13 protein-coding genes are annotated in these 14,683 nt (G+C 44.0%); 4 read left to right on the top strand and 9 right to left on the bottom strand.

Features of this window, described 5'->3' with window-relative positions; all coding sequences use genetic code 11:
- The first annotated feature begins 19 nt into the window (after positions 1-19).
- From G337_RS0107130 to G337_RS25755, 4 genes are all read left to right on the top strand, one after another.
- Entirely contained in the window at positions 20-895 is an 876-nt protein-coding gene (locus tag G337_RS0107130) for a LysR family transcriptional regulator (protein WP_028863283.1), read from the top strand.
- Between the two features lie 552 nt (positions 896-1,447).
- Complete coding sequence (locus G337_RS0107125) at positions 1,448-2,803, top strand: DUF1214 domain-containing protein (RefSeq protein ID WP_028863282.1); 1,356 nt, start codon at positions 1,448-1,450, stop codon at positions 2,801-2,803.
- Positions 2,804-2,968: 165 nt separating this feature from the next.
- Positions 2,969-3,883, top strand: coding sequence for a LysR family transcriptional regulator (locus tag G337_RS0107120; RefSeq protein WP_028863281.1), 915 nt, complete (start codon positions 2,969-2,971; stop codon positions 3,881-3,883).
- 261 nt (positions 3,884-4,144) lie between these two features.
- Positions 4,145-5,512, top strand: coding sequence for an anti-phage deoxyguanosine triphosphatase (locus G337_RS25755; RefSeq protein ID WP_037027184.1), 1,368 nt, complete (start codon positions 4,145-4,147; stop codon positions 5,510-5,512).
- An 85-nt stretch (positions 5,513-5,597) separates the two neighbouring features.
- On the opposite strand, the gene G337_RS0107110 is transcribed toward G337_RS25755, so the two are convergent.
- From G337_RS0107110 to G337_RS0107070, 9 genes are all read right to left on the bottom strand, one after another.
- Positions 5,598-6,875 (bottom strand): dicarboxylate/amino acid:cation symporter, encoded by a 1,278-nt coding sequence (locus G337_RS0107110; protein ID WP_028863280.1) that lies wholly within the window; start codon positions 6,873-6,875, stop codon positions 5,598-5,600.
- 544 nt (positions 6,876-7,419) lie between these two features.
- Entirely contained in the window at positions 7,420-7,827 is a 408-nt protein-coding gene (locus G337_RS0107105; RefSeq protein ID WP_028863279.1) for a hypothetical protein, read from the bottom strand.
- 65 nt (positions 7,828-7,892) lie between these two features.
- Positions 7,893-10,745 carry a TolB-like translocation protein gene (locus G337_RS0107100; protein WP_028863278.1) on the bottom strand — a complete coding sequence of 951 codons (2,853 nt, stop codon included), beginning with the start codon at positions 10,743-10,745 and terminating at the stop codon, positions 7,893-7,895.
- Positions 10,746-10,872: 127 nt separating this feature from the next.
- Positions 10,873-11,397 (bottom strand): DUF2799 domain-containing protein, encoded by a 525-nt coding sequence (locus G337_RS0107095; protein ID WP_037027183.1) that lies wholly within the window; start codon positions 11,395-11,397, stop codon positions 10,873-10,875.
- A 76-nt stretch (positions 11,398-11,473) separates the two neighbouring features.
- A complete protein-coding gene (locus G337_RS0107090) occupies positions 11,474-11,692 on the bottom strand; it encodes a helix-turn-helix domain-containing protein (protein WP_028863276.1) in 219 nt (72 codons plus the stop codon).
- 9 nt (positions 11,693-11,701) lie between these two features.
- Positions 11,702-12,250 (bottom strand): DUF2975 domain-containing protein, encoded by a 549-nt coding sequence (locus G337_RS0107085; protein ID WP_028863275.1) that lies wholly within the window; start codon positions 12,248-12,250, stop codon positions 11,702-11,704.
- 125 nt (positions 12,251-12,375) lie between these two features.
- Entirely contained in the window at positions 12,376-13,146 is a 771-nt protein-coding gene (locus G337_RS0107080; RefSeq protein ID WP_028863274.1) for a PTS sugar transporter subunit IIA, read from the bottom strand.
- On the bottom strand, positions 13,140-13,448 hold the full coding sequence (locus G337_RS0107075; protein WP_028863273.1) for a PTS fructose transporter subunit IIB: 309 nt from the start codon (positions 13,446-13,448) through the stop codon (positions 13,140-13,142). The genes G337_RS0107080 and G337_RS0107075 overlap by 7 nt, the downstream gene beginning before the upstream one ends.
- A gap of 56 nt (positions 13,449-13,504) precedes the next feature.
- The gene (locus tag G337_RS0107070; protein WP_084605305.1) at positions 13,505-14,389 is read right to left on the bottom strand and encodes a helix-turn-helix transcriptional regulator; all 885 of its coding nucleotides are present in this window, start codon (positions 14,387-14,389) and stop codon (positions 13,505-13,507) included.
- Positions 14,390-14,683 lie beyond the last annotated feature (294 nt).

Below are 14,683 nucleotides of genomic sequence, written 5' to 3'. Positions count from 1 at the left end.
AATCTAAAGAGAGTAAAAGATGAAAGAGTTAATCGACCTAAACCTAATGAGAATGCTGGTTATTCTCTGTGAAAAACGCAGTTTAAAACAGACTGGTATTAAACTTGGTGTCAGTGAAAGTGCGGTCAGCAAGCAGCTGGCTCGCTTACGGGAGCAGTTAAACGATGTTCTGTTTGAGCGCACTGCGGCAGGGTTAGCGCCCACTGAATATACCTTATCCATACTGCCTGAAGTCAAAAAAGCCATCTTACAAATTGAAAATGTTATTCAGGTGACTCACTTTGATGCAGCAAGTTATAACAAACCTATTGTTATCGCTATGCCGGCCTCCTTATTAGAAGCTTTTGGTTTTTGCATTTACCAGCGTTTACAAGCCCATTTTCCCAATGCAGGCATTAAGCTGCAAACTTGGAGTGAGACAGTCACAAAGCAAATAATAACAGCTGATATCAGCCTAGGCCTGCACTACTGGCACGATGAAACACCTTCGGAGATATACCAGCAGATAATACGCAATGATAAACTGGTTGTTGCAATCGCTTGTAATCAGGGTAAAAAAAGCTGGGATGAAGTTAAAGACTGGCCATTTATTAAACTACTCAGTTATGGCTGGAACGAGCAAAGGTTTCGTTATATAGAGCATATTAAAAAAATTGGCATTACACATAACTACCAGTATGACTTAGACAGCCTTTCACTCACTTTACAGTTTATGAAGCAAGATAACATAGCCTGTGTTTTACCAGAGAGTACCTTAGGAATGGACTTAATCAAAGTGCCTGCGCCTAAAGAACTTGAGTTAGCAATAAAAATGTCATCAACTATCAGGCTAATTGACCGCTCAAACCCGTTTCATCGTTACCTGCATCAGTTAATTAAAGAAGCAGTCTGCTGATTGTAGTTTCGCTAGCGGTGAAAAATGCCGTTTGATGACCAGGCTGCTTGTGGGTGTAGCTGCTTGGTAGATACCACGCCGGGGTGTATTCGATAAAAACTATCTTATGCCGGCGGCTGCTTCTAACACCCTAGCTTATATTTTTATAGGATATAATTATTGTTACATTAATCACTTATTTAAATCCCCTGCACCCAGCCAAATTACGCTCGACCACGACGATTAACCATAAGTCAACGGATCAATTTTCTTTATAATTCACGAATAGCAGAACTGGATAACTTATACCATGCAGCAAAACTAACTGATCTGTTTTTATATTCGGAACTGCTGCTTTAACCGTGTGATGCCGTAGACAAGACTGAAGCAGTAATTTTACAAACAGATCATAATAATAAGCGGATTGGTATTAATCAGGGAGCACAAAAACCGGCTGCTTAATATTTGATTTATATCATTCCTGATATTCATTAAACCCGCAAATATCAATTGTGACATACCATAACAGAGCTTATTATGAACTTGTCTTTTCAATACATAAGGTAGTCAACAATGAAAAAAACACTATTAGCAGTCACTCTGGCAGGTACTTTCCTCTGCACTCCACTTTTTGCTTCACCAGCTCCGGTAACTCCATTAACGGAAGCGACAAAAGCAGTTGCAACCCAAGATACACGCCAATTAGCTCAACTTGCTTATGAATATGCATTTTCCATCGATGAAGCTTATAAATACTTTTATGAAACCGTAGTTAAGGAAGATTACCCCTTAAACCAGTTTCAAAATATCCGTATACTTGCCGATGACACTTATACCGCACACCCAACCATTAACAATGATACGCTCCACTTAATGGGCTGGATGGATCTTGGTGCCGAGCCCGTGATCATTACTGTTCCAGATCATGACGAAGGCCGTTACTGGCTGTTTCACACTATGAATATGCAGCATTTTACCGATTCTGCTTTCGGCTCACCCGATCGCGGCAGTAAAGGCGGCATCTTTATGTATGCAGTAGAAGGTTGGGAAGGAGAAGTTCCTGCAAGTGTTGACGAGGTTATCTATGTTGAGCATCCCCTGGTTAAAATGATGGGACGGATCATGGATTTAGGAGGGGATGACTCGCCTAAAGCACAAAAATTAATGGATCAGTGGTCGGTACGCACCCTGTCTGAGTTCCTTGGACAAAAGGGGCCTAAACCAAAACAGCGTAATTACCCTAACCCTGAAGAAACGAACTGGGTTGAGCGTACAAATTTCATATTAGCTGAAGGAACTATGCGTCAACATGATGCTGAATTGATCAATATGTTTGCTCAATTTGGATTAGGAGCACCGCAAGGCACTTTGTTGACCAAACAGCAGCAGGCAGATATTGAGCAAGCCCAAAAAGACGGTTATAAACATATTGAGAATGCGCCGTTCAACGACTCTCGGGATCTATTAGGTACCCGAGAAGAGATGACTGCGGTTCCTAGTTATCAGCACGCATACGGTACCTTGCTAGGTCAATGGGGCTTACCAGCGGAACATACCATGTATACGGTTGATTTCCTTGATGCTGAGGGTGAAAAGCTTGACGGAAGTAAATATGACTATAGCATCACATTCCAGGCGCCGGATGTTGACAGCTTCTGGTCTTATACTGCCTATAGTAACAAAACACGCCTGATGGAATACAACGAGTTAAACCGTCACTCAAGAGGTGACCGCACCTTAAAAGCAAATGCTGACGGCTCCTATACTATAAACATGAGCTCAAACACCAAAGGAAAAGAGAGCGATCCTAACTTTTTACCTATCCCAAATCATGACTGGTACGCAATTCTAAGAATGTACACACCAGGTTCAGATGTTCGCAACGATATCTGGCAAGCACCTAAGTTCCAAAAAATAGAGAAAAAGTAAACTAGACCAGCTTACTATTTAACTAATTCGGCAGCCGTAAGCAGACTTGCTCATGGCTGCTTTTTTGTCGCTAATAATAATCTGTTTAGGATAGTTAAGGTCGAAAATCTGCAACTGAGATATACTCCCCCTAACTTGCACTATGATTTAAACAATGGCGATGATATGAATAAAGTCGATTTAAACTTACTGTTTACTTTAAGGGTTTTACTTAAGGAAAAAAGTACAACGATTGCAGCAGATAAACTAAATACAAGTCAATCCGCCGTCAGTCGTTCGTTAATTAAACTAAGAGAGTTAATGAGTGATGAACTGCTGGTAAGAAAAGGGCAGCAGCTCGAACTTACTGTGAGAGGAGAAGAGCTGGCAGCAGAGCTTCCTGCAATGATGGAGCAGTTATCTGGTTTGTTTAATCGCGAAACATTCGACCCTCTGCTGTGCAGAGAAAAAATCACCATTGCCATGAATGCCTCCATCGCAGAATGGGTTGTCCCCCCTTTTCTACACTATTTATCAACCACAGCACCGTCAATTATGTTAACCATTGATGACTGGGGCAACTCGACACCAGAGCAGCTATTAAAAGGAGATGTGAGACTTGGGCTAAATTACTTCCCGCTGGAATTACCTAAAAGTTTCATCCAACGGCGAATTGGAGAAGATAGTTTTGTACTAGTCTGCAGCAAAACGCACCCGCTAAGTCAAGAAAAGTTCATTACTCTAGAGCATATAAGGCAGTATTCAAGCGCTGTCCATATTATGAAAGACTGGAATGACGAAGCCCCGAAAGCCGAAGCCGAACTGCAAAAACACGGGGTAGATTTAAATGTTCAAATTCGCAGCCGTCACCTAAGTATTATCTTACGTATTTTACTTGAGTCTGACTTGATTCTGTTTAGTGCCAGGCGCGCTGCTGAGCAGCTTGACAGCCGCTACGCGGTGATTCCTTTTGCAGAAGAGGTTATTCAGCCCAAAGGAGATATCGGTCTATTTTACGCTAACCGCTATTGTAGTGACCCGCTCACGAAATGGTTAGAACACGCTATAAAGAAAGTCATCATAGAAAATAATGAAAGTTAACGGCACATAGCAGCAATAGACTTACCTGCAGACTTTAAACGAATTAGAGCCATATTTATTACTCTAATTTAGGATTACTTAACTAATTTTGACAGCATGGTAAAACATAGCTAAAACATGAAGCTCAGGTTCCCGGACGGCAACTCCCCTGCTGAGCTTTCTAAATAACTCAAAAATGAGAATATCCCCCCTTATTTGAACTACTTATTGTCCGATAAACACGCTACACTTTTTTTACAGCAGATGATCAAAGGCGTAACGATGAATTCAGAAAAAACACTGACAATTTCTCCACAATGGCTGCAGCGTTTAGCTGAAGAGCCGGGAAAAAGACGCCGCCTGGATCAGCGTTCTCCTTTTCAGCGCGATAAAGCCCGGGTATTACATTCAGCCGCCTTTCGTCGTTTACAGTCAAAAACACAGATTCACAATAACGGCTTAAGTGATTTCTACCGCACCCGGCTTACACACTCTTTAGAAGTGGCGCAGATTGGTGCCGGGATCATTGCCCATCTGCAGCTGGTGCAGCCTGAATTTGCATCCCTGCTGCCCGGTAATGATCTTATTGAAACTATCTGCTTAAGCCATGATATCGGCCATCCGCCCTTCGGACACGGCGGTGAAACTGCGCTTAATTATATGATGATAAATCACGGCGGTTTTGAGGGTAACGGACAGACATTCCGCATATTAACCCAGCTTGAACCCTACACTGAATTTAACGGTATGAACCTGACCCGGCGCAGCCTGCTGGGCATAGTAAAGTATCCGGTTTACTTAAGCGAAATCAGCGCCCCCTATCCGCAGGATACCAGCCGCAATTTTCGTGAACTGAAAACAGAAGAGTGGATGCCGGGAAAAGGGATTTATGATCATGATAAAGAGTTGTTAGAAAACGTGCTCAGCCCGCTGTCGAGCAGTGACAGAAAATTATTCGGTAAACAGCGTCCGCAGGATAACAACCTGAAATTACATAAAAAATCACGTTATAAATCTATCGATTGTTCAATTATGGAGATCGCCGATGATATCGCCTATGGTGTGCACGACTTAGAAGACGCTATTGCCATGGGCATTGTCAGCAAAACCCTGTGGCAGGAAAAAGTCGCCACACAGCTTGCTGAAATAAACAGTTTCTGCCTGGCAGATCAGTTAACCGAACTTACTAATAACCTCTTTTCACTGCAGCACTTTAAGCGCAAAGATGCCATCGGCGCCTTAGTTAACACTTTAATTACCTCCATTGAAATTAAAAAAGTGAATGAAGATTTCAGCGATCCGCTTCTCGCCTATAACGCTTATCTGGCACCGGCAATGTTTAAAGTATTAGAAATTCTTAAGGGTTTTGTTCTCAATTACGTAATTAAAAGCCCCGATTTACAAGTACTTGAATATCGCGGTCAGTTAATTGTAATGGAATTGTTTGAAGCCTTTAATGCCGGCCCGCAGCGTTTTCTACCCGAACATGCCAAGCGGCTGTGGCTGGCACAAAACGGGGATGTCTCCCGTGAAAAGCGGGTGATTGCAGATTATATATCCAGCCTGACCGACAATCACGCTCTGCGCTTACATGCCCGTTTATTCAGCAGTAACCAGATCAGCCCTATGGTTGGTCAGCACGGTTTTTGATATTCGCAGCCGGCAGCAGGTAAAAAGTCATAAAACTAAAAAAGCGCCTTGCGGCGCTTCTTATTAATCATGCTGCTTAATAACTTCAGCTAACGGTTACAGGTGCTGCTTCAGCGTCATCAGCGGCAGGCACGCCGATGCCGTTTTCACTCTTTGCAACAATCGTATTTACCGCGGTATCACCAACAACGTTTGAGCTGGTACAGAACATATCGTTGATACGGTCGACTGCGGCAACAATTGCTAGACCTTCCGGCGGTAAACCCAGCTGGTGAAGTAATACACCTACCATCACAATACCGCCGCCTGGCACCCCGCCTGCACCAATTGACAGCAGCAGAATAGTTAACCCCAGAGTAAACAGGTCGGCTGTATTGACCGGCTGGCCAAATGCGTTAGCGACAAAAATGGTGGCCAGTGCGATATAAATAGAAACACCAGACATGTTCATTGTTGCCCCCAGCGGCACACCAAAACCGGCAACTGACTTCGAGACACCAATTTTATCTGTCAGCGTACGCATGGTGACTGGAATGGTTGCATTTGAGCTTGCGGTTGATAGTGAGAATAAAATCTGTTCACGGGTATGACGAAGGAAAGCCGCCGGTTTAATACCGGTTGCAATGCCGACCATCATTGGATAAAAGAAGAAAATCCAAAAAACCAGCATAGCAACAACGAGACCAACATAACCTGCCACAGATATTAAAGTATCAGCATCTAATGTTGCACCTAACTGGATCATTAATGCAAACACACCAAACGGCGCCAGGCTCATAACCAGCCCCACCAGCTTCATCATGATTTCGTTTACCATCTTGAACGTTTTGACTGCAGGGCCGCCGCGCGTATCAAGCGCTTGAATTGCAAGACCGGTCAAAATAGCCATAAAGATAATCTGCAGCATATCGCCGTTAGCAAAAGCCTGTACCGGGTTGCTTGGTACAATATTTACAATTAGAGAGAAAATATCAGGGGTTTCTGTTGTTGTTAGTTCAACCGTTTTTTCCACAGTACCTGCTAAATTAGCACCTGCACCAGGCTGGAAAATCATGCCGACAGTTAATGCGGCTGTAATCGCAATAATGGTATTAATAATGTACAGCGCAAAGGTTTTACCGCCTAAGCGCCCGAATGCAGTAATATCTTTCAATTCAACGATACCGCAGACAATCGATACATAAACAAGAGGTACTACAAGTAATTTAATCAGTGAGACGAACATACCGCCGGCGCCTTCTGCTAAGCCGAGCAGATAGGTATCCATCAAGGTTACACCATTAAACAGATACTGAATTGCTGTGCCTATAATCAGACCTGTAAACAGGCCCGCAAATATCTTTCCTGATAACGATTTATTCATCGTCCACCTCCAGTTGGTTGTGCTTACTAATGTTAAATTTAAATTCCCGGCGTTCCTCGCGGGTTGGGCGACATTTTACATAGATGAACAACGGATAAAAGAAAACATTTCACAAAGTGATAACAAACAAGAAACCAAACTGAAACAAAACAGCGTGTTAATAGATCTGACAAATCATAGTATAAAAACTAAATGATATATAAAACGGTAACTTATAAGCAGTATGAAGAGCTGAATGTATGCGGAAAAACACAAAAAGGGCTTAATATTTGAATTGCGAGTTCTGCGAACTGAATCACAGCAGAAGTTTCCCTGCGAGTGTTATTTGAACAAAAATCCACTATTAGAAACTTCTGTTACTTACAGTAATTGCTGAAATTAACTGCGAATGCCGGCCTGACCACAAGCACGCCTTACGCTTACATGCTGTCTATTCAGCAGTAATCAAAGCAGTCCTATGACTGCTCTGCATGTATTTTAACCGCGGCAGGAAGTCTACCGCCCTATTTACAATTTATGAGCACAATAAAATTCAGCAGCGCCTTTATTCATTCTGGCTGGAATAAACTGATAAAATTGGAAATTTACTCACACCGAAGGAAACCGTAATTGACTGTGTTTCATTTCCTGCAAAGTGCTCCTGGTAAGCTACAGGGGTGCCGCGATCACCATTGGCAAACAGAGCCATCAAGTGATTATGCTCCAGGGTGCGGCTGCCCGACGATAAATTAGTTACCGTGATAACAGCCCAGCGTTCTCCCTTTTCATTACTCATAAGAACATAATTGTTTACTGCAAAATCCCCCTGCTTAGGATAGATCTTCTGCTCATTTGCAAAAGATAAATGGATATTGTCAGCAGCAGCCGCACGATCAACGGATAAAACGTCCATCTCAGCAGTTTGAACAGCAGATGAAAAAATTAAAATTACAACGGCAATAAATTTAAACACAAATATTTCCTTATCTATTTTGTAATGTTCAGCCGGCAGCCCGGCTGAACGCTATAACAGGATCATTAAAAGCCCATCTGCACCTGCATATAACCCTGGGTTTTTCCGTATTTATCATCAAGTCCTTTAGCAAGACCGACGGTAACAGGCAGCGTCATGTTATAACCCAGCTTCAGTTCAGCGGTTAACTCGCCGCCGATACCGGTGAGCAGCTCGGCATCCTGCCCGCCATACCAAGCGGCACCTGAATCAACAAAAAGTTTACCGGAAATATCACCTAAACCAGCCGGAAACAACGACCAGTTGCGCTCGACACGTCCCAGCCAGGTGTTCACTTCCAGACGCTGCACTGCATAACGATGCCCCCGCTGCACTGACTCGTCATAACCTCTTAATGCCTGGGTATCACGACCAAACAAAACGGCTTCTTCAGCTGTTTTATAACCGCCCAGTTTAAATGCTTTAGCGCCGCTGTCGGCATAACCAAACCCTAAACGCGCCGTTAAAGTTGTTCTGCCGGGCAGGTCTAAGGTTCCTAACCATTGAGCCTGATATTTCTGACCGCTGTAATCAGCGCTGAACAGCTCATTACTTTCAACGACCAGATCCGCATAATTTCCCCAGCCTGTTCCGGGTACATTTAAATAGGCTTCACGATTATCAAAGGTCACAGCCAGACCGGCTAAGGTCTCATCAGCGGCACGATATTGACCAATACCGCTGAAGTCAGGCTCCTCTACCAAGCTCTCTTTATCCAAGACCATACCAGCGTGCAGCCTAAGATTATCTTCCCAGGCAGTAAAAATATTACGGCGCTGCACGGTTACTATATCGTCACGGGTTATACGATACTCTTTCCGGCCGTTTTCCGAGAAGCTTGCAAAACTATGGGAGCGTTGCGCGCTCACTAACCAGCGGTTATCATACTGATAGTTAAGGTTATAACCGGCAAGAGCGTTTTTAAAATCCCAGTCTGCCGCAATCTGGTAATTATGCCGTCCCAGCGCATCTGCACCGTCAAATATTACTCCGGCTCTACTGCTTGCATCATCAACTGACAGAATAGGCAGCCAGGTTCGCGGACGTAATGTTGACCAGGGGCTATAGGTTTGAGGTTCTGATTTAACGGCAGTTTCAATAACTGCATCGGGATAATCGTAACGCCCCTGATAACTGTCCACAGCAGAAACAGATAATGCTTCGGGCTGTTTAATATTACGCAAAATATAACCGTCTGTGCTGTATGCCTGATAAACCAGGCCTAAACCGGGCTGCCACTGAGGCGCAAATGCACCGCCTGTTTCACGCGTCCACTGTGTTACTTCGCGGCTCTGCGGATCCAGCAGATAAATATTAAAAACGCCGTCATAATCGGCACTGAAAACAATCCGTCCGTCGGGTAAAAAGACCGGACTGTTTTCCACAGCTTTACTGTCGGTAAGCGCCAGCCAGTGCATCTGATTTTCAGCAGAGCTGTTAAGTGTCAAACGTTCCAGATTCCAGCCCTGATGCGGGCGTTTAACCGCCGCAGCCAGATAACTCCCGTCCGGAGAAACAGCAAATGCGCCAAGTACCAGACCCTCTTCGCCCCGCCACAGTTGTGTTTGTTTTTCTCCGGACTGCGCGTCGATAAGCCACAGCTCGCTTAAGCCGTCAACTTTACGACTGGCAACTAACTGTCGGCCGTTCGGCATCCAGGAGACCTTGCGAAAACGCTGACGCTCAGTTAAACGGCGCCATTTTTCATTCTGGTACAGGAACAGATCGTTTAATACACGCCCGTCGGCATAGCTTATCTGTCTGGAAACAGCTAGACCAGCATCCGGGTGATGGGCAATAGAACTAACTCCTTTGCTGTTTACAAGCGGCTGCCAGTCAGTTTTTTTATCCTTATCAAGACTAAGCAAAGCAATATCAGCCCTGTCTTCACCATTGTTACGGTTAACCAGCAGGCCGTTTTTGCCGGCAGCCGTTACCTGTAGAAACAAGTTTTTCTGTAAATCGTTACCCGCTACAGACTGCTTTTCAAGCGCACTTATCTGCGCAGCAAAACGGGTATTTAAATAACTCTGATAATCGGACCATAAGACTAAAAAGTCTTTACCGAAAACTTGGTTAGCGGATCTGTTAAGCAGGAAATAGGGTAATAGTTTACGGCTGTAATTTTGTAAAAACAGCTGTAATTTATCTTCGCCGTAGGTATCGGCAAGATATTCAATAAAATACGCACCATAAAGATAAGGAGAGCCGAGCGGCCATTCACGAGATGCTACAGCCACCTGCTGCAGATCTTTCAGCTTTTTACCGGAAACCTGCATACGCATCTGCATCGCATAGTTAGATCCCTGCAGGCGGCCGTAACCTAACTCTTTATTGGTTTCCAGATAAACTGCCAGTCCTTCGAGCAGCATGGATGGTGTCAGTGCATGCGGAAACAGAAACATATTTCGTCCGAATACATTGCGCAGCGCACTGACCGCTCCGCCCGACAGTTCCATATGCATAATATGGGCATACTCATGACGGATCAGCATATGCATCCACTCATCATTGGCTTCCAGATCGTTAACATCTTCAGGCGGACTCATAATCAGGCGGATCTGCGCAAAGGGCATCGGTGTAGCCCAGCCGTTGGAAAAGTCATAATCATCAACCAGTACTATTTCAGTACGCTCCTGCGGCGCCTTTTCGAAAAACGGCAGCAGTTCACTGTGTACACGTTCAGCAATATCCAATGCTCGAGCAGCATTGTTCTGATAGCCGTCTAAGAAACTGATGGTAAAATGCGCTGACTGCTGGCTAAGCCAGACTTGTTCCTGCTGATCCCAGGCCACCGGAACCGCAGTAACCGCAGGTGCCGATAAACACAGGGCGGATAAAGCGGCGGTCAGCATCCAGGATGGTTTATTTTTTATCATGTTAATCCCTTAAGTTTACTCTGATTTATTCCTGTTAGATTACACCGGTAAAAATTTAATACTGTATGGGAATGTATACCTGCAGCTCTACAATAAAAACCGCTTTAAAATAACGCCGGATTTAAAATCAAAAAATAATCGAGAAACTATAACTCGGCTGCAGCAGTGAACTGCGTTCATTTAATAAAGACTTTTCCTGCTCCCGCAGACGTTTTTTCTGCTCATTATCAGAGCTGTTTTCAATCTGTGTGCGAATACTCTGCAGCTCTGTATCAATCTCCTCTAAGCGAGTTTCCAACAGATACTCTTTATGTCCCTGGTTATAACGTTTCACAAACTGTTCACTGGCGCACACGCCGTAATACTCTTCTCCGGCCCGGCCGACGCGGTAACCGTTTTCCGGTATACAATATAAATTCAAACCTTTTTCATAGGCCTTCTGCCATTGCGCAGTGTCCACAGAAACACCGGCTTCCGCACAGTCTTTAATGTAATCATTCACCCTGTTAGATGAAACACCACTTTGACCGTCGCTGTAACCGATACTCTGCCAGTTCGCTGTCTTACACTCCTGCGGCGACATGCTTGAACAGGCTGTAAGCAGAGTCGTTAACAACAGAATAACAGAACACTTTATTAGTTTACCTTCCATAACAACGGATCCCCTTCTTAAAATGATTAAACGCAGTTTGATCTAAACTGCGCTGTCACAGCACTCTTTTAACGGCTTAACTGCTCTGCTGATCATCTTCATAAACCAGAATATCGCCGGGCTGGCATTCCAGTACTTCACAAATTTTATTTAATGTAGAAAAACGTACCGCTCTGGCTTTACCGTTTTTCAAAATAGACAAGTTAGGTTCGCTGATGCCCACCAGCTGCGCTAAGCTTTTCAGGCGCATTTTACGTTTTGCCATCATTACATCTAAGTTAATTCGGATAGTCATATCTGCTTCCTAAATTGTGCGGCTGTTTTCATCAGCAATTTTATGTCCCTCTTTCATCACCCAGGAAATAATTACCACGATAAATCCAAGTATGATGGTTAATAAGTCCATGCCGGCAAAACCAAGCATAAAAATTCTTTCACCCGGCGGGTTGTTGAAGGATAGAATAACCGAAAGCAGGCCGCCGTAAATCATACTGCCGAATACCCAGTAAAACAGACAATAACCAAGCTTCTGATAACAACGGGCATTATCCTGGGAAAATATTTCACTTTTCTCATAGTTACGAAACAGATGAATCAGAACAGTTAACCCATACAGTGTAATAGCAGAGACCAGCAGGCTGGCGGCGCCTGCAAACAGACGCGTAGAAGTTGATAACGGCTGCTGGGTTAAATTGTTCATATCAAGACTTAATTCAAATATGCCAGAACTGCTTATAAAGTCATAGGCAGTGTCCACTGTAAACCAGTAATAAATCACACTGACGGGAATAATTACAAATAGAAACTGCAGAAAGATGCGTACTCTGCGGCTGTTTTTCTGGATATTAGACATAGTTTTATTACCTCATTGTTTAGATAACAAGAGAATATGACAAAAACCTTCGACAAACAACCAAAAATTATCGATAAACAATAATTATTTGGCGCTTTATAATCCCGTTACTCAAGAATGATTACTTATTGGTTTTTTCCTTGTCCCGATAACATAGCCGCCAGCATAGCACTCTGCAGCGGAGCAGGCGCATCGACAAACAGGCGGCAGATATTCTCATCCACCAGTTTTTTAGACAGGTTAGTAAAAGCCCGGATCATCTTGACAGAAGCAGGCTTAGGCAGCGCAGCCGCAATAATGCAGCGTACCGGCCCCCTCGGCGAATGCCAGTCAAGCGGCTCAGGCAGAGAGGCTAATATAATAGAAGGGACTGTGATCAGCTCCGTCATAATGTGCGGCAGTGCAACCTGCGGACCCATCACGGTAGCGGCATGCTTCTCCCGCAGCAGAAAAAGTTCACCTGCAGGACAGCTGTCCGCAGACATTTTAATATATCCGCCAATCTCTCTCAGCAGAGTATTTTTATCTATAACTGCCTGCCGGGTAAAATCAGCTGCAGTTAAAAGGTGAAAAAAACATTCAACTCCAGCGTGCTGCACAAAATTAAAATCCTGCTCGGGCTGAAATATTTTAAAATGTTCACTGATATAGTCCAGCAGTACTAAGTGCGCTAATTCAGCATCCATTCCTTCGATAAATAACAAGCAGAAATCACCCGGTTTATTACCGGCGGCCATCACTTTGAGACTGTTTTCAAGCGGCACCCGACAGCATTGCGACACATTAAACAGGGATACCGACGCATGAAAATAGGTGCACAGCTTGCGCAGTTTTTCCGCCTGCCAGGTCTCCAGTCCACTGCGGCCGAGATAAAAAGCGGCCTGCCGGATCAGCATAACGGCAGGCAGTCCTGTAACACTTGATCAGCATCGGTAAGCGCAGACTCAATACTGGCTGTGCTGATAGTTTTTCCGTGAAAACGCGCCGTCTGTTCAATTTCTATATCAGAAACAATCAATACCAGATCCGCCTGAGCAATATCCTGCGGGGTTAACTGATTCTCTATCCCCATCGCTCCCTGCGTTTCCACACGAATATGAATGCCGAGTTTCTGTGCGCCTTTTCTAAGCAGGTCGGCAGCCATATAAGTATGTGCAATGCCCGTAGGACAAGCAGTTACCGCCACTATATTTTTCATTTTATTTTCCTAAAGTTTTTTTAAAACAACAAATGCCAGGGATTGCAGCCGAAAACCTATTTCAGACTTAACCGGTATTCACTCGGCGTTTTCCCGGTGCGTATCTTAAATACCCGGCAGAAATAGTTCACATCCTGAAAGCCGCAGCGGACCGCTACTTCATGTAAACGAAAAGGATATTTACTAAGCATAAATTTTGCACGCTCCAGACGTACCCATATAATATAATCACTTAAACGCATATGCCCCTGTTTACGAAACAGACGGGAAAGATGATTAGCAGACACATTAAAACGTGCAGCTATACTGTCGCGGGTAATCGCACGGTGAAAATTTTCCTGAATATAGATACAGATGCTCTGGTAAGTATCCTCACTTCTGCTTTTGATATTCGCCTCAGATGCAAAAGCCATGCTCCTGCTGTAGGTCAGCAGTGCCAGCAACAGATGGTTGTCCATGGGATGTTTAACCGGTTCACCAGCCAGACTGTTCAAAGCGGATAAAATCCCGTCTACAGCATGCCCGGTCCGGGCGGCGATACTGAATTTCTGCACATCATAAAACTGCGTTTCGCCCTTGTTTTTACTGACTAAACTAAAACCCAGCTGACGTTTGCCGAAAAGCAGACTTAACACCGAGCAGGTCGTATCCCAGTCCGGTTTATTCCAGCTGTTAGGAGGAATAAAAAGCGCATCTCCCACACATAAATCGACTTCAGTAATGCCGGTTTCCGGATCATCTAACTGATTACGGTACATACCGGAAATGACTATCTCCAGGCGGGGGAAATTCACCTGATAACTGAACGGCGGCGGATCATGTTTATCCGTTGCAAACCAGATATTCTGGATACTTTCTTTTTCGCTGATTACACTTTCTAACAGATCCGTAAAAATAATGGAGTCGGCATTCACAACTTTTACCTGTTGAATAAATTTCACTGCATCTTAGCCTAAGGCGCCGGGGAGCCACTGTGACCTAGTTCACATTAATTATTCAACATGCATATTTATTGCACTTCAAAGACAACATGAGTCCAACTAAATAGTCTTAGTAGACTACAAATATTTATTAAAAATTCCACTAATTATCATAACCATTAAAAATAACACCTATAAAATCAACACGTTAAAAACCAGCGGTAAGCAAAATCAATGCTTTAATGAAAACATAACGAAGATCACACTATTTTATTGGCGTTACAATAATCCAGTAAATGCTTACTGGCTCCACTA

Origin of the sequence: Psychromonas aquimarina ATCC BAA-1526 (assembly GCF_000428725.1) — a bacterium.
In the GTDB taxonomy this organism is placed as follows: Bacteria; Pseudomonadota; Gammaproteobacteria; order Enterobacterales; family Psychromonadaceae; genus Psychromonas; species Psychromonas aquimarina.
The sequence above is the reverse complement of the archived record's forward strand: the minus strand, read 5'-3'. Positions and strand labels throughout refer to the sequence as shown.

Bases quoted from the DNA above. Each gene is read 5' to 3' on its own strand.
- G337_RS0107130 (WP_028863283.1), top strand. From the start codon at position 20: ATGAAAGAGTTAATCGACCTAAACCTAATGAGAATGCTGGTTATTCTC.
- G337_RS0107095 (WP_037027183.1), bottom strand. From the start codon at position 11,397: ATGGAAGGTAAACTAATAAAGTGTTCTGTTATTCTGTTGTTAACGACT.
- G337_RS25755 (WP_037027184.1), top strand. From the start codon at position 4,145: ATGAATTCAGAAAAAACACTGACAATTTCTCCACAATGGCTGCAGCGT.
- G337_RS0107085 (WP_028863275.1), bottom strand. From the start codon at position 12,250: ATGTCTAATATCCAGAAAAACAGCCGCAGAGTACGCATCTTTCTGCAG.
- G337_RS0107080 (WP_028863274.1), bottom strand. From the start codon at position 13,146: ATGCTGATCCGGCAGGCCGCTTTTTATCTCGGCCGCAGTGGACTGGAG.
- G337_RS0107090 (WP_028863276.1), bottom strand. From the start codon at position 11,692: ATGACTATCCGAATTAACTTAGATGTAATGATGGCAAAACGTAAAATG.
- G337_RS0107120 (WP_028863281.1), top strand. From the start codon at position 2,969: ATGAATAAAGTCGATTTAAACTTACTGTTTACTTTAAGGGTTTTACTT.
- G337_RS0107100 (WP_028863278.1), bottom strand. From the start codon at position 10,745: ATGATAAAAAATAAACCATCCTGGATGCTGACCGCCGCTTTATCCGCC.
- G337_RS0107075 (WP_028863273.1), bottom strand. From the start codon at position 13,448: ATGAAAAATATAGTGGCGGTAACTGCTTGTCCTACGGGCATTGCACAT.
- G337_RS0107110 (WP_028863280.1), bottom strand. From the start codon at position 6,875: ATGAATAAATCGTTATCAGGAAAGATATTTGCGGGCCTGTTTACAGGT.
- G337_RS0107125 (WP_028863282.1), top strand. From the start codon at position 1,448: ATGAAAAAAACACTATTAGCAGTCACTCTGGCAGGTACTTTCCTCTGC.